Source organism: Streptococcus sp. 27098_8_186 (assembly GCF_041432055.1).
GTDB lineage: Bacteria > Bacillota > Bacilli > Lactobacillales > Streptococcaceae > Streptococcus > Streptococcus dentalis.
Window position 1 is genome coordinate 65687 of the sequence record NZ_JAPVYV010000005.1, and the last position, 18230, is coordinate 83916.

Here is an 18230-nt window from a genome sequence, read left to right on the forward strand (position 1 = left end):
AGGATCTTTATGGTAGAACGAATCAAAAAAGCCCGTTTAATTTATAATCCGACCTCTGGGCAAGAAATTATCAAGAAAAATATTGCGGAAGTCTTGGATGTACTCGAAGACGTGGGCTATGAAACCAGCGCTTATCAAACGACTCCAGAACCATTTTCTGCTCAAAATGAAGCAGAAAGAGCCGCTAAAGCAGGCTTTGATTTAATCATTGCCGCTGGTGGAGATGGTACGATTAACGAAGTGGTCAATGGGGTTGCAGGTCTGGAAAATCGTCCGCAGATGGCCTTTATCCCGACCGGTACCACCAATGACTATGCGCGTGCCTTGAAGATCCCGATGGGCGATCCTGTGGCAGCTGCTCGCATTATTGAAAAGAATCAAACCATTCAGATGGATATTGGTCGTGCCTATGGCAGCAAGTATTTCATCAATATTGCTGCAGCAGGAACCATGACAGAATTGACCTTCAGCGTTCCAAGTAGTGTTAAATCTCGCTTGGGTTACTTTGCCTATGTGGCAGAAGCTGCTAAAATGTTGCCACGAAACAAGGCTCGTAAGGTGCGGATTGAGCACGACAATGGTGTCTTTGAAGGGCTAGCGTCTATGATTTTTGTGGCCTTGACCAACTCCATTGCTGGTTTTGAAAGTGTCGCGCCAGACGCTAAGCTCGATGATGGGAACTTTACCTTGATTATCGTCAAGACTGCTAAGCTCTTTAACATGTTGTCTCTGATGATTCAGGCCATCAATGGGGGCAAGCATGTGCACGATGAAAATGTAGAATATCTCAAGACAAAGAAGTTGACGATCGAAATGCTAGGGAAAAATGCTCAACCATTCCGCCTCAATCTAGATGGGGAGTACGGAGGAGATACTCCAGTTGAATTGGAGGTCTTCCATAATCACTTGGAATTCTTTGCAAATATTGATGAAATCAACAACGATGCTTTGGTTCACACATCTGACGAATAAAAACAAAAAGTTGGAGTCCATTAAGTGTTTTACAAGCGGATGGTTCCTTCGGTATTAAATTGGAAATAGGAAAATGTTATGCGACAATACCATGTAAAGCTTCATTTTCATAAGCAAAAAGGAAATTATTTTGCCTATGATATGTGGCAATGGCAGGATCAAGTAGAAGGAAAATCAGTCTCATTCTCCAAGTTGGATTATTTTGGAGTAGAGGGAAATCTAATTTATGAGAGCGAAGAACCCTTGAACCGGGGCCATGTCTTGGTCAAAGAAGGGGATTGGCTCACTAAGACCCGTGATTTTGAAATCGAACTCTTACCAGAAGGCTATGTTCGAGAAGTGTGGATTCTCGATGGAGACGATACAGTCTATTATTCTTTGCAAGCTGCTTTGACGAGTCATGCATACAGCCATCGTCAGCCTCATGCCTACGATATGGCGATGCGCCCTAGAGAGTTTGATGCTAAATGGGCGTATCAAGGATGGCTCGGTCATCGGGAGGAAGAAGGGGAGCATTGCTTTAAACTGTGGGCTCCTACTGCTAAGAAAGTTGAATTGTTGCTTTATCAATCAACCGAGCTGGATGCGCCTATCTGGAAGAGTATTCCGATGACGCGCGGCAAACAAGAGTCTAGCTACCACCCAGAAAATACCCATGGTGTTTGGATTTTAGATTTTCTAGGAAATTTAAGTGGTATGGCCTATCAATATCGTGTGCATTTTGAACACCATACTCAAGTGACGCGCGATCCTTATAGCATTGCAACGACAGCAGACGGGATGCGCTCTGCCATTCTTTCAAGAGCAGATCGTCAGTTTGATTGGGGTCCTAAAAAAGGCGCCGATGCGACTCCTTGGCGCTTGGACAATCCTTGTCAAGCAGTGATCTATGAGATGCACCTTCGGGATTTGACCAAGTCACCGACTTCAGGTGTGGACGAGTCTTTGCGTGGGACCTATCTGGGAGCTTGCCAAGAAGGAACCGTCAATAGCCATGGTGATGCAACTGCCTTTGATTATATCCGTCAGTTAGGAGTCAATGTCGTGCAACTACAGCCCATTTCTGATCGCTTTAAACAGTACGACGAAGAAGGCCGGGTGACCTACAATTGGGGCTACGATGTTCAGAATTATTCTGCACCAGAAACTAGCTTTTCGACGGATCCATCCAATCCGAAACAAACCATGAAAGAGCTCAAAACCATGATCCGAGCTTATCATGAGGCAGGAATTTCTGTGGTCATGGATGTGGTCTACAATCATATCTATTCGACCGAGCATGGTCCTTTCCAAAATACAGTACCCGATTATTATTACCGGATGGAGCCAGATGGTCGCTTCCAAAATGGGACAGGTGTCGGGAATGAAACGGCTAGTGAGCATGAAATGTACCGCAAGTACATGATTGATTCCCTCACGCACTGGGTCAAGGAGTACCAGATCGATGGCTTCCGTTTTGATTTGATGGGCATTCATGATGTAAGGACGATGAATGCTATTCGGGAGGCTATGGACGATCTGGATCCTCGCATTCTTCTTTACGGAGAAGGTTGGGACATGGGAACAGGTCTCGCACCAGAGGACAAGGCTAAGAAAGACAATGCAGCGCAATTGCCAAGAATTGGATTCTTTAATGATACGGAGCGCGATGCCATTAAAGGGGCTGAGGTTTATGGTTCCATCAAACGTGGTTTTGTCAGCAGAAAATCAACAGAGAATATCGTTGCGCGTGCTGCTTTAGGTAGCGCAGAGCTTGGCAATTATTTAAGTCCCAATCAGGTCTTGAATTATGTGGAGGCTCATGACAATTATAATCTCTATGACTTGCTTCAGACCCTTCATCCGGATGAAGAAGTAGCAGGATTGGTCAAGCGCTCAGAGTTGGCTACAGCCATGAATCTGCTCTTTCAGGGCATGGCCTTTATGCAATTGGGTCAAGAGTTCATGAGGACTAAATTGGTAGCGACAGGTCCTGATGGTGAGATCACCCCTTTGGATCGTGAACAGGCCATGAATTCCTACAATGCTCCAGATTTTGTGAATCAGGTCAATTGGGATCTGGTCAGTCAGAACAAGGAATCAATTGCCTATATCCGAAGCTTAATCGCCTTGAAGACAAGTCTTCCTGTCTTAGCGCTTGAAAGCTATGATAAAATCTACCAACAAATCTTTATTCAATCTGCAACTGATACCAGTGGTCTTGTCATCTATGAACTTACAGGAAACAAGAAGTACTTGGTGATCTTCAACGCCAGCGGACTTCCATATTACCTCCAAAATTCAAATAAATTGAAATTGATGGTTGGGAATAGTCGTCATAAACGACCATTCTATGTGGAGAATTTAACAGCTTCTGTTTTTGAAGTCCTAGATGAAGATAAAGCGTAATCTTTTTAAAGAAATCACAAAATCCCTGAGTTTTTAAACTCAGGGATTCTTTTTATTTAGAAGAACTGCTACTGGTCTCTGTTGAGGAAGAACTATCGCCTTCTGGGTGCAATTCTTTATAAGTTGGTGCCTTGAAGAGATCAACGGTGGACTGGTTGCCACGTTGATGATAAAGGCTGGTTGATTTGTCACCTTTTTCCTTTTCAATCTTCTTCAATGTCTTGAAGGAATTGGTGTAGGAATAATCTTCTGGATTGACTTTTCCAAGATCATTGCCCTTGAAGAAGCGAAGGAGATCACCCGTTTGGATGCTATCGCTAATCCTCAATTGAAGGTTAGCAGCTTCTCGGATTTTATCCAGTTGTTCCTTGGTATTTTCATCTGGGTTGGTGATTTCCTCACCTGTTTTTGTGTAATAGGTCCGACCACTGTAACTCGTATACTCTGGAGTTACAAAGTAGTTAGCGGATCGGAAGGCGACGATTTGATCATGATCTGGTGAGAGCATATCTTGACCAACTTGGAGGAATTTGTTGGACTCAATACCCAGCAAGTGTTCCAAGGTTGGGAGCATATCAATTTCGCCACCAAAGGTATCAATGATTCCTCCTTTATCCATACCTGGAATGACTACCATATATGGCACTCGTTGCAACATGGCATTGTCATAGCTTGACCACGTTTCAGAGTTCTTGCCAAGTAGTGGAGCGAGAGCTGGGTTGCGAGAGTTTGAAATTCCGTAGTGGTCTCCGTAGAGGACGATGATGGAATTTTTGTAAAGACCAGATTCTTTCAGGTAATCAAAGAAGGCCTTGATCGAAGAATCTAGGTAGTTAGCGGTCGCAAAATAGCCATTGATGGTTTCGTCCTGTGTCTTAGCTAAAGGGAAGCCAAGATCATCTCCTGACAAGCTGGTTGTATAAGGATAGTGGTTGGAAACTGTAATGAACTTCGTATAGAAAGGCTGTTGCAATCTTTCAAGGTATTTGATGGAATCTTTGAGCATGTATTTGTCATTGAGACCATATTGGAAAGAATTACTGCTGTTTTGTTTGGTGAAGTAGCTGGCATCAAAGAAATAATTGTAGCCCCATTGTTTATATGCTGTATTTCGGTTCCAGAAACTTCCAGCATTCCCGTGGAAAACAGCGCTCGAGTTGTAACCATTTTTTGAAAGAATAAATGGTGCAGCCTGTTGGGTATTGGTTCCACCATAGTTCACCATAAAGGAACCTTGGTTGAGTCCGAAGAGGCCTGTTTCAATCATGGTCTCAGCATCGGACGTTTTCCCTGCTTTGACTTGGTTAAAGACATTTGAAAAGGCAAAGGTTTCCTTTGAGTGGTAAAGTGAATTTAAGAAAGGTGTTACTTCATATTCTTTATCATCTACTTTCAACTTGTAATCGATCAAGAATTGTTGGAAACTTTCCAAGTGAATGTAGATGACGTTACGGCCCTTGGCCATTCCAAAGTACTCAGGATTAGGCTTGGCATAATGCTGTTGGATATATTCTTCAACTGGTTTTAGATCTTCTTCGGAGGCTTTTGAACGCTCTTTGTTGGCAGCATAGGTCTGATTAGCGCTGTAACCCAGAAAGGCTGGTAAGCCTAGGGCACGAACGACATAGTAGTTTGAAAACCCACGAGTCAAGAGCTCAGGTCGGTCAATTTCTGCAAGGAAAAGGTTGGCAGAAAAGAGCATAGCTGATAAAGAGGTAACCGCAAAACTAGCTCGTTTATTGAAGGGCCGATTGTCCATTCGAATCCATTTCTTAAAGAAGAAGAAAGCGAGAATGGGGAAATCTAGAATATAAATCACATCCCAAGGGCGGAACAATTCTAGAGCCGCGGCTCCTAAACCAGCAGAAACCTTGCTGGAAGCCAACATGGTATTAACCGTTACAAAGTCTGTAAACTCTCGATAATAGATGGAGTTAGAAATCAACCAAATAAATAAGAGAAGATAGATCCCAAAGGCCAAACTATAAAAGAGCTTGGTTCGTTTGATATAGAGTGCTAGACCGATGAAGAACAGACTGATCGGCAATGGGTTGATCACTGCTAGAAAAATCTGATACGGTCCTTGAATGTCTAAATTAAAATCAACTGAATAGGCCCACATGGTTTTGAACCAGTAAAGCAGCAGAAGGGTCAAGACAAATCCTAGTCTGGTACTCATGAAATTGAGTATCGAATTCGTAATTTTTTTCACAAAATGTTACTTCCTTGTCTTATTTCCTAAAAATTTTCATATACAAGTATACCACAATTTTATGGAGAAAGAAAAAGATGACTGTAAAGAAGAGGAAAGAAATAGGAAAGATTAGGCATTATAAACCGTTTAAAGTAAATGATAAAATGGTGAAAAAAATTCCAGTAAATAAAGCCTCCCTTTGTGAAAACTGCAGACTTTTGCTATAATAGAGGATATGAAAAAAGTTACAGTCAGTCGCCAAGTCGCAACAAAAATCAAACAAGGACAATCTCTTCTTGAAAAGCAAGATTTTGACTCACTTCCTGCTTTGGATCAAGCGGTTCAATTGCTTTCAGGAGATGGACAATCCCTCGGAGTCGGATACTTATCTGAACAAAATAAAGGGATTGGATGGTTTGTTTCGCAAGAGTTGGTCGCTTTTGATCAAGACTTTTTTAAAAAACTTTTCATCAAAGCCAAGCAATACCGTCGTTCTTATTATGCGGATGAAACGACGACAGCCTTTCGTCTCTTTAACCAAGAGGGAGATGGTTTCGGTGGCTTCACGGTTGACTTGTATGGTGAGTTTGTTGTCTTTTCTTGGTACAATTCCTTCGTATTTCAGATCAAGGAAACTATTCTAGTAGCCTTTCAAGAGGCTTTTCCAGAAGTTCGAGGCGGCTATGAAAAGATTCGCTTTAAAGGCTTGGACTATGAATCGGATCATGTCTATGGAGAAGAAGCTCCGCAAGAATTTTTGATTCTTGAAAATGGGGTCTCTTACCAAGTCTTTCTTAATGATGGTTTGATGACGGGAATCTTTTTGGATCAGCATGAAGTTCGAGGTAGCTTGGTAGAGGGCTTAGCAGCTGGCAAGTCCTTGCTCAATATGTTCTCCTATACGGCAGCCTTCTCTGTGGCTGCGGCAATGGGTGGAGCAGTTGAGACAACATCGGTCGATCTGGCTAAGAGAAGTAGAGAATTATCAGAAGCGCATTTTGTGGCAAATGGCTTGGCGCTGGATGCTCATCGTTTTGTCGTGATGGATGTCTTTGACTATTACAAATATGCCAAACGCCATGACCTAAACTATGATGTGATCGTGCTCGATCCGCCTAGCTTTGCGCGGAATAAAAAACGGACCTTTTCAGTCGCTAAAGATTACCATCGGTTGGTCAGCGAGGCCCTTGAGATTTTACATCCAGGTGGGACCTTGATTCTCAGTACCAATGCGGCAAATGTGACCAAAGAAAAATTTAAAAAACAAATCGAAAAGGGATTTCAAGGCCGTAAGCATCGCTATCTAGCAGAATACGGACTTCCGGGAGATTTTCGATGGAACAAGAAAGAAGAAAGTAGTAATTACTTAAAAGTATTTACGATTAGGGTGGATGTATGAAGTTAGTTGTTTCGATTATGCCTCGCTCCTTAGAAGAGGCGCAACAACTAGATAGTTCGCGTTACGAGGATGCAGATGTTATTGAGTGGCGTGCGGACTTTTTAGAAAAAAGCGAGATCTTAACCGTCGCTCCTGCAGTTTTTGAGAAATTTGCTGGACGCGAAATTTTATTCACCTTGCGGACTCGAGCTGAAGGTGGAGAGATGGAGCTGACTAACGAGGAATATGTTGGGATCCTGAAAGATATTCAATCCATCTATCATCCGGATTATATCGATTTCGAGTTTTTTAGTCACCGTGATATCTTTGAAGAGATGTTGGAATTTTCAAATCTTGTTCTCAGCTACCACAATTTCCAAGAGACACCGGAAAATATGATGGAGATCTTATCGGAATTGACCAGCTTTTCTCCAAAATTAGTCAAGGTATCCGTTATGGCCCACAATGAACAAGATGTCCTTGATTTGATGAATTATACGCGTGGTTTCAAGACGCTGAATCCTGAGCAAGAGTATGTAACCATTTCCATGGGCAAGGTCGGGAAGATTTCGCGCTTGACAGCTGATTTGACAGGCTCTTCTTGGTCTTATGCTAGAGTCGGAGAGGAAAGTGCTCCAGGTCAAATCCCTCTTGAAAATATGAGAAGAATTCGGGAGTTATTGAATGAGGATTGACGGATATACTCGGATGGCAGCGGTCATTGCCCATCCCATTCGTCATAGTATCTCTCCTTTCATTCATAATCTAGCCTATGAATTAACAGCGACCAATGCTGCTTATCTAGCTTGGGATATTGCTGAAGAAGACTTAGAAAGCACCATCAGCCAAATTCGTAAGTTGGATATGATTGGGGCCAATATCTCCATGCCCTACAAGCAGAAGGTCTTTCCTTATTTAGATGAAGTGGATGAGATGGCCCGAAAGATCGGTTCTGTTAATACCATTGTTCACCGTGACGGCAAGATTAAAGGCTATAATACGGATGGGATTGGTTTCTTTCGTAGTTTACCGATGACCTTTTCAATTAAAAATGGAGTCATGGCGATTCTAGGTGCTGGGGGTGCAGCTTCTGCGATTGTGGCACATGCAATTGCTCAAGGAGCAGCAGAGATCCATCTGTTTGAGCGCTCGGAAGGCTATGAGACTTCCAAACAACGCTTGGACCAATTAGGAAAGAACCTTCAGTTCAACTTGCAATTGCACTATATCAAGGATACAGAGAAACTTCAAAGGATTCTAAATAAATCCGATTTGATCTTGAATGCGACTGGTGTGGGTATGGATGGTGAGTCTCTCCCCATTCCTGAGAACATTCAATTTCCAAAAGAAGCGATTATTGCCGATATAATTTATTTTCCAGCTGAAACTCCATTTTTAAAATTGGGTCGCCAACAAGGTAATCAGACGTTAAATGGACTGGGAATGCTATTTTATCAAGCAGAAAAAGCATTTGAGTTGATGACAGAGAAGGATTTCCCAGCGGAGGCAGTTTGGGAAGCCTTAAAAAATGAATATAGTCATTTTGTACATTAAAAAAACAAGAACTTGGTGTCTTGTTTTATAATGTAGACAACTTATTTTAAAGTAAAATAAGTTAAGTGATTCTGCAAAAAAATAAAAATGAGTTCCAATTTTTAAATCAATTTAAGAAAATACCGAAACTTTCCGCTGTGAGAAAAGTGCCTGAAACAATTACGTTTCAGGCACTCGGAATTATTGAGACCTTAGGCTCAATAATTAGTCATGGAACTTCAAAGAAGTTTGCTGACGTCCGTACTCACCTAAGGAAAGTTTTTAAGATGATTTTCTCTTCAATATGAAACAAGACACCTAGGTCTTGTTTTTTTCTTGCATAACTTCTTTTCAATGCAGACAAGGAGAAGGATTCATGGTAAGATAAATAGAGAACATGCTGAAAAGGAGATTCCTATGAACGTATCGGTACCTATTCCAGGACATTCCTATGATATTGTGATTGAAAGAGGTGGTCTCAACCAGGTTGGAGACTGGTTGCGCACTCTTTGGGGCGATAAAAAAGTCGCTATTATTTCCGATAACCGGGTGGCTAAGCTATATGCCTCTATCGTAGAGAAGAGCCTGGAGAAAGCTGGTTTTCAAGTGGTGCGCTTTGAGTTTCTTCAGGGGGAGGCCAGTAAGAATCTAACCACTGTTTCAAAAGTCTATGACTTTCTAGCTACCCAAGGCATGACCCGCAGTGATGGAATCGTTGCTCTTGGGGGTGGCGTAGTTGGTGATTTGGCTGGTTTTGCTGCCTCGACCTATATGCGGGGAATTTCCTTTGTTCAGATCCCGACTAGCTTGACCGCACAGGTGGATTCTTCTATCGGGGGAAAGACGGGAGTCAACACAGCACTTGCTAAAAACATGGTAGGGACCTTTGCTCAACCAGACGGTGTGTTTATTGATCCTGAAGTGTTGAGTACATTGGGGCAACGTGAATTGATCGAGGGGATGGGCGAAGTCATCAAGTACGGTCTCATCCAAGATACGGAACTTTGGGAAGAATTGGAAGCTATGAATGGTTCTGTTGAGAGTATTTTAGAGCATGCAGAGAGCATCATTTCTCATTCTTGCCTGGTCAAGCGAGACCATGTTGTAGCAGATGAGCTGGACAATGGCATTCGACTGTATCTCAATTTTGGGCATACCATTGGGCATGCCATTGAAGCGACAGCTGGTTATGGGCAGGTTATGCATGGAGAAGCTGTCAGTATGGGTATGGTGCAGCTGTCCCGAATTGCAGAAGAAAAGGGCCTGATGCCAAAGGGAATCACGAAAAAAATCGAAGAAATGTGCCGGAAATTTGGTCTTCCGGTGACCTATGAGAACTGGGATAAAGAAGCCCTTTATCAAGCCTTGACCCATGACAAAAAAGCGCGTGGGAATAGCTTGAAATTAGTAATTGTTCCAGAGTTGGGGCAAGCAGCGATTCGTCAAATCCCTCTTCAAGAAATGAAGGACTTTTTAGAAAGAAAGGAATAAGGTTGTATGAGATATTTAACAGCAGGGGAGTCCCATGGCCCTCGACTAACAGCCATCATCGAAGGGGTTCCTGCAGGCCTTCCTTTATCTGAAGAGGATATTAATAAAGAGCTCAAACGTCGACAAGGTGGCTATGGTCGCGGTGCTCGGATGAAAATCGAGAGTGACCGTGTCGAGATCACATCAGGGGTCCGTCATGGTTTGACCATGGGAGGTCCGATTACTCTGAACGTGACCAATCTGGATCACCAAAAGTGGCTGGAGATCATGAATGTAGCACCGGTCGAAGAGAAAAAGAAAAATCTGCGTAAGATTACCAAGCCACGTCCTGGTCATGCCGATCTAGTCGGAGGGATCAAATACCGTTTTGACGATCTTCGTAATTCCTTAGAGCGTTCTTCTGCCCGTGAGACGACCATGCGTGTAGCCGTTGGTGCAGTTGCTAAACGGATTTTAGAAGAGATCGGTATTGAAGTGGCCAGCCACATTGTTAATTTTGGGGGAATCGAGATTGCTATTCCCGAGAATCTAACCGTTTCAGAAATCAAGGAAAAGGCAGGTCAGTCGGAAGTGTCGATTGTTGTGCCAGAACAAGAAGAAGCTGTTAAGGCCTACATTGACCAAGTGAAAAAAGATGGCGATACCATCGGGGGAATTGTGGAAACCTTGGTTGGCGGTGTGCCTGTTGGTCTTGGATCCTATGTGCAATGGGACAAGAAATTGGATGCCAAAATCGCTCAAGGAGTGCTCTCTATCAATGCCTTTAAGGGAGTTGAGTTTGGTCTTGGTTTTGAAGCAGGTCGCCTAAAAGGTAGTCAAGTTATGGATGAAATCATCTGGTCTGAAGAAGCTGGCTATACCCGTCGCACCAATAATCTTGGTGGTTTTGAAGGGGGGATGACCAACGGAGAGCCCATTCTGGTTCGTGGCGTCATGAAGCCTATTCCGACCCTCTACAAACCCTTGATGAGTGTGGATATTGAGACCCATGAGCCCTATAAGGCAACGGTTGAGCGCAGCGACCCAACGGCTCTACCAGCTGCAGGAGTGGTAATGGAAGCAGTGGTCGCAACAGTCCTTGCTACAGAAGTGCTTGAAAAATTTTCATCCGATAACTTGGAAGAATTGAAAGAAGCTGTCGCTAAGCACCGGGAATTTACGAAGAAATTTTAAGAGAAAGAGTTTTCCTTTGGAGAAGAAAGTTGTTTATATTGCAGGGTTGGGTTTGATTGGTGCTTCATTAGCGCTAGGCATTAAGAGGGCACACCCACATGTGACTATTCTTGGGTACAATCGTAGTGAAGCCTCTCGAACCATCGCCCTTGAAAGAGGAATGGTGGATCAAGTGACGGATGATTTCGAAGCCTTTGCCCCTTTAGCAGATATCATTATTTTGGCCCTTCCCATCAAGCAAACCAAGTCTTACTTAGAAACCTTAGCTGGCTTGCATTTGAAAGACCGGGTACTAGTGACAGATGCAGGCTCTACCAAGGCAGAAATTGTTGCACAAGCTGAAAAGGTATTTACTGACAAGGCCGTACGCTTTGTGGGAGGACACCCCATGGCTGGTAGTCACAAGACAGGTGCTGCAGCAGCAGATGCAACTTTATTTGAAAACGCCTATTATATTTTTACTCCTTCAGACTTGACCACAGAAGGTGCCATGGAAGAGTTGAAAGAGCTTCTGAGTGGATTGGGATCTCGATTTATTGAAATTGATGCTGAGGAACACGATCGGGTGACTTCCCAGATCAGCCATTTTCCTCATATTTTAGCTTCGACTCTGGTCGAGCAGGCCGTAGCTTATGGGGAAGAGCATGAAATGACCCGCCGTTTTGCGGCTGGTGGCTTTCGGGATATGACACGGATTGCGGAAAGTGAGCCAAGTATGTGGACTTCTATTCTCTTGTCCAACCCTCAAGCGATATTAGAGCGGATTGCAGATTTCAAAGACCGTTTGGATCAGGTGGCTGAGACCATTCAAGCAGATAACGAAGAGGCCATTTGGTCCTTTTTCCATGAGGGGCGCAAGCACCGAAAAGAAATGCAGATCCATCAGCGTGCTGGACGCGATAGTGCCTATGATCTCTTTATCGATGTCCCCGATAAGGAAGGTGTGATCCTCGAAATATTACAACTCCTACAAGGGATTTCCTTGGTCAATATTCACATCAATGAAGAGAATCGGGAGGACATCCATGGGATTTTACAGTTGACCTTTAAAAATGCAGAAGATCAGGAGCGGGCCCAAGCATTGATCAGCCAAGCGACGTCTTATACCGTCCTTGCTCGCTAGGTCTAAAGAAGGATTTGCATCAAAAGGCCTGCTTCATTTTAGGAATATTGAAGGAAAAGCAGTATAATAGAAGTATCTTATCAGTAAAGGAGCCCATAAAATGGCAAATATTTATGATGTAGCAAACGAACTCTCTCGGACCCTGCGAGACCTTCCTGAATACAAGGCTGTCGTAGAAAGCAAAGAAGCGATTGAAGCAAATCCAGAAGCGAAAACCTTGTTTGACGAATACGTCGCTTTCCAAAATCAATTGCAAGGCTTGATGCAATCCGGTCAACTTCCAACAGAAGCTGTGCAACAAGAAATGAAGGACTATATGGAAAAAATCCAAGCAAGTCCGATTGTGAATGAATTTTTCACCAAACAACAACAATTGTCTATTTATCTTGCAGATCTTGAAAAGATCATCTTTGAGCCGATTCAAGATTTATACAAATAGAAATTTCTACCAGAGTTGTAATTTCGACTCTGGTATTTTCGTTCTCCACTAGAGGAAAACAAGCTCAAAAAATGCTTGGAAACATTCGTTTTTTGTTCCAAATTTTTGATCAAAAATTGAATTCATGTCCCAATTATGATAGAATATGAGGAAAAGCACTCTGGAGAAGGCAATGAAATTAAGAACTAATAGAAAGGGCCTCAGGGGCACCATTCGCGTACCTGGTGACAAGTCGATTAGTCACCGATCCATTATTTTTGGAAGTCTCGCAACAGGCGAAACTAAGGTCTATGATATCTTGCGAGGCGGAGATGTGCTTTCTACCATCCAGGTGTTTCGAGATTTAGGAGTCTCCATCCAAGATGACGGGGATGTGATTCAGATTCAAGGAGTAGGCTTTCAAGGTCTTCAAGCTCCGACCGCTCCCCTTGATATGGGCAATTCAGGAACTTCTATTCGTTTGATTTCAGGTGTCTTAGCAGGTCAGGATTTTGCTGTGACCATGGTTGGAGACGACAGCCTTTCCAAACGGCCCATGGATCGTGTGGCGATCCCACTGCGTCAGATGGGGGTAGAGATTGCTGGTCAGGGAGATCGCGATTGCCCACCTTTACATGAAAAAGGGACCCATCAGCTCAAACCGATTCATTACCGTTTGCCAGTGGCATCGGCTCAAGTCAAGTCTGCTCTCATTTTTGCGGCTTTACAGGCTGAGGGTGAATCAACGATTATCGAGAAGGAAAAGACGCGTGACCATACGGAAGATATGATTCGCCAATTTGGCGGAGAGATCCTGGTGGATGGAAAAATCATCCGCATCAAAGGTGGACAAGAGTTCCAAGGTCAAGAAGTCATCGTTCCTGGAGATATTTCCAGTGCAGCCTTTTGGTTAGTGGCAGGCCTCATCCTACCAGAGAGTGCGATTAAGATTGAAAGTGTTGGCATCAACCAAACGCGGACAGGGATTCTCGATGTGATTCAAGAAATGGGGGGAGATCTCACCATTGAGGATCGCGATGAAAAAGCGGTCTCTGCAAGTCTCACGGTTAAGACTTCGTCCTTAAAAGGGATTCGGATTGATGGGGAGTTGATTCCACGCTTGATTGATGAATTGCCGATTATTGCTTTACTAGCGACACAGGCAAATGGTCAGACAGTGATTGCGGATGCTGAGGAGCTTCGTGTGAAAGAAACGGACCGCATCCAGGTCGTAGTAGATAGCCTCAATGCTATGGGAGCCAATGTCGTGCCAACGAAAGACGGCATGATTATCACTGGACCGACTCCCCTACATGGAGCAGACTTAGAGACCTTTGGAGATCACCGGATTGGGATGATGGCTGCCATTGCTGCCTTATTGGTGAGAGATGGAAATGTGATGCTGGATCGGGCAGAGGCCATCAACACCAGTTACCCTAGTTTTTTCGAAGATTTGGAGACATTACTGCATGGCTAAAATTTTACTTGCTTTTATGGGGGCTGGGAAAACGACCGTTGGTCGCATTCTTGATCCAAAGTTCCATGATATGGATGAATTAATTGTTGAAGAGATCGGTATGTCGATCAATGACTATTTCGCAGTGGAGGGAGAAGCTGCCTTTCGTCGTCGCGAGGCTGAAATGCTGGAGCGTTTATTGGAAAATGAAGCAGCCATTATTTCTCCTGGAGGTGGGATTGTCGTCAACCCTCATAACCGTGCGCTCTTGGAAAAAAATCCTCACAACATTTATCTGCGGGTAGATTTTGAAACCTTGTACAGCCGGATTCAAAATGACAAAGCCATCCAACGTCCCCTCTTTTTAAACAACACCAAAGAAGAATTTAAGAAGATTTTTGATGGACGTTTGCCTTTGTATGAGGATATTGCTACCCATATTGTGGATGTTGAGGACAAAACACCTGAAGAAATTGCGGAGATTATTCGATGCTTGTAGGCTATCTTGGTCCAAAAGGGTCTTTTACCCATGATGTGGCCACTCATAGCTTTCCAACTTCTGAACGCATTGCCTATCGGACGATTACAGATGTCATTAAGGCTTATGAGAATCAAGAGATCGATTTTGCAGTCGTCCCTGTTGAAAACTCTATTGAAGGCAGTGTCCATGAGACCCTTGATTACCTCTTTCACCAAGGAACCATCCAGGCCGTTGCAGAAGTGGTATATCCCATTAAGCAACAGCTTTTGGTGGCTAAAAAAGATCGGCCCATTCGAGCGGTTTATTCGCATCCTAAGGCCTTAGCCCAAGGGAAGGCTTTTTTAAGAGCTCATTATCCGGATGTGGCTATGGAAATGACGGCTTCGACAGCCTATGCAGCTCGCTATGTAGCTGAGCATCCGGACTTGGAAATTGCAGCGATTGCCCCTCTGGCGGCAGCTAGTGAGTATAGCTTGGAAGTCCAGGCCAGAGACATCCAAGAAATTGAGGACAATTATACACGTTTTTGGATTTTAGGGGCTAAAGAGCCAGCGATGTCGGAAACTTTAAGTCCGGCTCTTCAAAAAATAAGCTTAGCCTTAACCTTACCAAATAACTTGTCAGGAGCCCTCTATAAGGGCTTATCTACCTTTGCTTGGCGGGGGATTAATTTAACCAAGATTGAAAGTCGTCCACTAAAAACGGCTTTAGGAGAATACTTTTTCATTATTGACCTCCTAAACGAAGCGCCTGATCTCATACAGTTTGCCTATCAGGAATTAGACAGTTTGGGCATACAGACAAAAGTCTTGGGTCGGTATCAGGTCTATACCTTAAAAGATAACGGAATGGAGAAAAGATGAGTAACGAATCCAACTTTCTATCTCACCACGAGCGAAAGCGATTAGAGTACTTAAACTCAAATTTTCATTATTTGAATGAACGAGAACAACTAGAATACAATTACCTGCTCAAGAGGAGCCAAGGAGCTTTTGAGGATGCAGAAGCCCTTCAACCTGAGGTAGACACCACAGAAGAAGTGCAAGGTGAGATTGCTGAACCAATTGGTGATCTCCCTGTTTACCAATCACGTAGCAAAAAGTCTAAGAAGAAAGCAGTTGCTGCGACGAGCGATATACCTAAGAAACCACTGAAAAAGATTAGTGTTAAACGGATCTTCAAATGGCTTGCACTCTTTTTATTGCTCATTATTGGTGGCATGGTCTTCATGTTTGTAAAAGGCCTGAACAGTAAGCCGACAGGGCCAGATGCCAAACCGGCTGTCGTTGAGAAATTTAACGGCAAGAAGTCGCGAGATGGGATCAATATCCTGATTTTGGGGACAGATGGTCGGATCGGTGAGAAGTCAGATGAGACCCGGACAGACTCCATCATGGTGGTCAATGTCAATAACAAAGAAGGTAAGATCAAGATGGTCAGCTTCATGCGGGATACATTGGTCCATATCGATGGAGTGAGCCAGCAAAATATTCCTGAATATGATGGCTACTACGACCAGAAGCTCAATACTGCTTTCACCATCGGGGAGCAAAATAACAACCAAGGGGCTGAATTGGTGCGCCAGATGCTTAAAGACAACTTTGACATTGATATCCAATATTACGCCATGGTCGATTTCAAGACCTTTGCGACAGCGATCGATACCCTCTTCCCAAATGGGGTCGAGATGAATGCGCAATTTTCAACGGTTGATGGCGAAAAGGTCAGTGAAGTAGAAGTGCCAGATGATTTGAACATGAAAGACGGTGTCGTTCCGCAGCAAACCATCAAGGTTGGAAAACAACGGATGGATGGCCGGACCCTTCTCAATTACTCGCGTTTCCGTAAGGATGATGAAGGAGACTTTGGTCGGACCCGTCGCCAACAAGAGGTCATGTCCGCCATCATGCATCAGATCAAGGATCCAACTAAACTCTTTACGGGATCGGAAGCCCTTGGGAAAGTCTTTGCCATGACGTCTACCAATGTTCCTTTCTCTTTCCTATTGACCAATGGACTTGGACTAGTCGGAAGTGCTGGAAAAGGAATTGAACGAGTGACCATCCCAGAAAATGGGGATTGGGTCGATGCCTACGATATGTACGGTGGCCAAGGCTTGCTGGTCGATTTTGACGCTTATAAAAAGAAATTGTACCAAATGGGACTGAGATGATATAATAAGGGGATAGGAGTTTTGAAAACTCCATCCCTTTTAATTTGTAGAAAGATTGAACACCATGTTAAAGAAAAATGAAATTGTAGACGTTGAGATTGTCGATTTGACACATGAAGGAGCAGGAGTGGCTAAGGTCGATGGCTTGGTCTTTTTTGTGGAGAATGCCCTGCCAGGCGAAGTGATCCGCATGCGCGTGCTCAAGGTCAATAAGAAGATCGGCTACGGAAAAGTTGAAGAGTATATAGAGAAATCCCCTCACCGCAATGAAGAACTAGACCTGGATTACTTGCGAAGCGGCATTGCTGACTTGGGTCACCTAGCTTATCGGGAGCAGCTGAAATTCAAGGCCAAGCAGGTCAAGGATAGCCTCTACAAGATGGCAGGAATCTCTGATATCGAAGTACCCCTGACCTTGGGGATGGACCACCCTGTCCAGTATCGTAACAAGGCTCAGGTCCCTGTTCGTCGTGTCAATGGTCAGGTGGAGACAGGCTTCTTTCGCAAGAACTCTCATGATTTGATGCCGATTGAAGATTTCTATATCCAAGATCCAGTCATTGACCAAGTGGTCTTGGCACTTCGGGATTTGATTCGTCGGTTTGACCTCAAGCCTTATGATGAAAAGGAACAATCTGGCTTGATTCGCAATCTCGTCGTTCGTCGTGGCCACCATTCTGGAGAAATTATGGTCATTTTGGTGACAACTCGTCCCAAGGTGTTCCGTGTGGACCAGTTGATCGAGCAGTTAATCAAGCAATTCCCAGCCATCAAATCCGTTATGCAAAATATCAATGACCAGAATACCAATGCGATTTTTGGAAAAGAATGGCGCACTCTTTATGGTCAGGATTACATTACGGACCAAATGTTGGGCAATAGCTTCCAAATCTCTGGCCCAGCCTTCTACCAAGTCAATACAGAAATGGCAGAGAAGCTCTACCAGACAGCCATTGATTTTGCAGACTTGAGAGCAGAGGATATCGTGATTGACGCCTACTCCGGAATTGGGACCATTGGCTTATCAGTTGCCAAGCATGTCAAGGAAGTCTATGGAGTTGAGGTCATCCCCGAAGCAGTAGAGAATAGTCAGAAGAATGCTAGTCTAAATGGCATCACCAATGCCCACTATGTCTGTGATACAGCAGAAAATGCTATGAAAAATTGGCTTAAGGAAGGCATCCAACCAACTGCTATCCTAGTCGACCCACCACGCAAGGGCTTGACCGAAAGCTTTATCAAAGCAAGCGCCCAAACAGGAGCTGATCGCATCGCCTATATCTCCTGTAACGTCGCCACCATGGCGCGTGATATCAAACTTTACCAAGAGTTAGGTTATGAATTGAAGAAGGTCCAGCCGGTGGATTTATTTCCGCAGACGCATCATGTGGAGTGTGTTGCTCTGCTCGTAAAAACCTAGAAACCTTTGAATGAAAGGGATCATGAAAAG

General features: G+C 43.9%; 15 protein-coding genes. 14 read left to right on the forward strand and 1 reads right to left on the reverse strand.

Annotation, left to right across the window (positions count from 1 at the left end):
• The first annotated feature begins 9 nt into the window (after positions 1-9).
• The gene (locus O3602_RS06075; RefSeq protein WP_371611344.1) at positions 10-972 is read left to right on the forward strand and encodes a diacylglycerol kinase family lipid kinase; all 963 of its coding nucleotides are present in this window, start codon (positions 10-12) and stop codon (positions 970-972) included.
• Positions 973-1050: 78 nt separating this feature from the next.
• Positions 1051-3360 carry a type I pullulanase gene (pulA, locus tag O3602_RS06080; RefSeq protein ID WP_151379005.1) on the forward strand — a complete coding sequence of 770 codons (2310 nt, stop codon included), beginning with the start codon at positions 1051-1053 and terminating at the stop codon, positions 3358-3360.
• A gap of 52 nt (positions 3361-3412) precedes the next feature.
• Here the strand turns inward: pulA and O3602_RS06085 are convergent, their stop codons facing one another.
• Positions 3413-5572, reverse strand: coding sequence for an LTA synthase family protein (locus O3602_RS06085; protein WP_371611345.1), 2160 nt, complete (start codon positions 5570-5572; stop codon positions 3413-3415).
• 217 nt (positions 5573-5789) lie between these two features.
• On the opposite strand from O3602_RS06085, the gene O3602_RS06090 reads away from it, so the two are divergent.
• The 12 genes from O3602_RS06090 to rlmD all read left to right on the forward strand — a co-directional run bounded on the left by O3602_RS06090 (position 5790) and on the right by rlmD (position 18200).
• The gene (locus tag O3602_RS06090) at positions 5790-6953 is read left to right on the forward strand and encodes a class I SAM-dependent rRNA methyltransferase (RefSeq protein ID WP_270298530.1); all 1164 of its coding nucleotides are present in this window, start codon (positions 5790-5792) and stop codon (positions 6951-6953) included.
• A complete protein-coding gene (aroD, locus tag O3602_RS06095) occupies positions 6950-7627 on the forward strand; it encodes a type I 3-dehydroquinate dehydratase (protein WP_371611346.1) in 678 nt (225 codons plus the stop codon). The genes O3602_RS06090 and aroD overlap by 4 nt, the downstream gene beginning before the upstream one ends.
• Positions 7617-8486, forward strand: coding sequence for a shikimate dehydrogenase (locus O3602_RS06100; protein ID WP_371611347.1), 870 nt, complete (start codon positions 7617-7619; stop codon positions 8484-8486). Before aroD ends, O3602_RS06100 begins: the two co-directional genes overlap by 11 nt.
• Positions 8487-8882: 396 nt before the next feature.
• The gene (gene aroB / locus O3602_RS06105; RefSeq protein ID WP_371611348.1) at positions 8883-9956 is read left to right on the forward strand and encodes a 3-dehydroquinate synthase; all 1074 of its coding nucleotides are present in this window, start codon (positions 8883-8885) and stop codon (positions 9954-9956) included.
• A gap of 6 nt (positions 9957-9962) precedes the next feature.
• Positions 9963-11129: a chorismate synthase gene (gene aroC / locus O3602_RS06110; protein ID WP_371611349.1), complete on the forward strand. Its 1167-nt coding sequence runs from the start codon at positions 9963-9965 to the stop codon at positions 11127-11129.
• A gap of 16 nt (positions 11130-11145) precedes the next feature.
• A complete protein-coding gene (locus tag O3602_RS06115; RefSeq protein ID WP_371611350.1) occupies positions 11146-12252 on the forward strand; it encodes a prephenate dehydrogenase in 1107 nt (368 codons plus the stop codon).
• Positions 12253-12352: 100 nt separating this feature from the next.
• Positions 12353-12691 (forward strand): YlbF/YmcA family competence regulator, encoded by a 339-nt coding sequence (locus tag O3602_RS06120; protein WP_003011745.1) that lies wholly within the window; start codon positions 12353-12355, stop codon positions 12689-12691.
• Positions 12692-12863: 172 nt separating this feature from the next.
• Positions 12864-14147: a 3-phosphoshikimate 1-carboxyvinyltransferase gene (aroA, locus tag O3602_RS06125; RefSeq protein WP_371611351.1), complete on the forward strand. Its 1284-nt coding sequence runs from the start codon at positions 12864-12866 to the stop codon at positions 14145-14147.
• On the forward strand, positions 14140-14625 hold the full coding sequence (locus O3602_RS06130; RefSeq protein ID WP_371611352.1) for a shikimate kinase: 486 nt from the start codon (positions 14140-14142) through the stop codon (positions 14623-14625). Before aroA ends, O3602_RS06130 begins: the two co-directional genes overlap by 8 nt.
• Complete coding sequence (gene pheA, locus O3602_RS06135) at positions 14616-15470, forward strand: prephenate dehydratase (protein WP_371611353.1); 855 nt, start codon at positions 14616-14618, stop codon at positions 15468-15470. Before O3602_RS06130 ends, pheA begins: the two co-directional genes overlap by 10 nt.
• Positions 15467-16780: an LCP family protein gene (locus tag O3602_RS06140; RefSeq protein WP_371611354.1), complete on the forward strand. Its 1314-nt coding sequence runs from the start codon at positions 15467-15469 to the stop codon at positions 16778-16780. The genes pheA and O3602_RS06140 overlap by 4 nt, the downstream gene beginning before the upstream one ends.
• A 64-nt stretch (positions 16781-16844) precedes the next feature.
• Complete coding sequence (rlmD, locus tag O3602_RS06145) at positions 16845-18200, forward strand: 23S rRNA (uracil(1939)-C(5))-methyltransferase RlmD (RefSeq protein WP_371611355.1); 1356 nt, start codon at positions 16845-16847, stop codon at positions 18198-18200.
• The last annotated feature ends 30 nt before the right edge of the window (positions 18201-18230 follow it).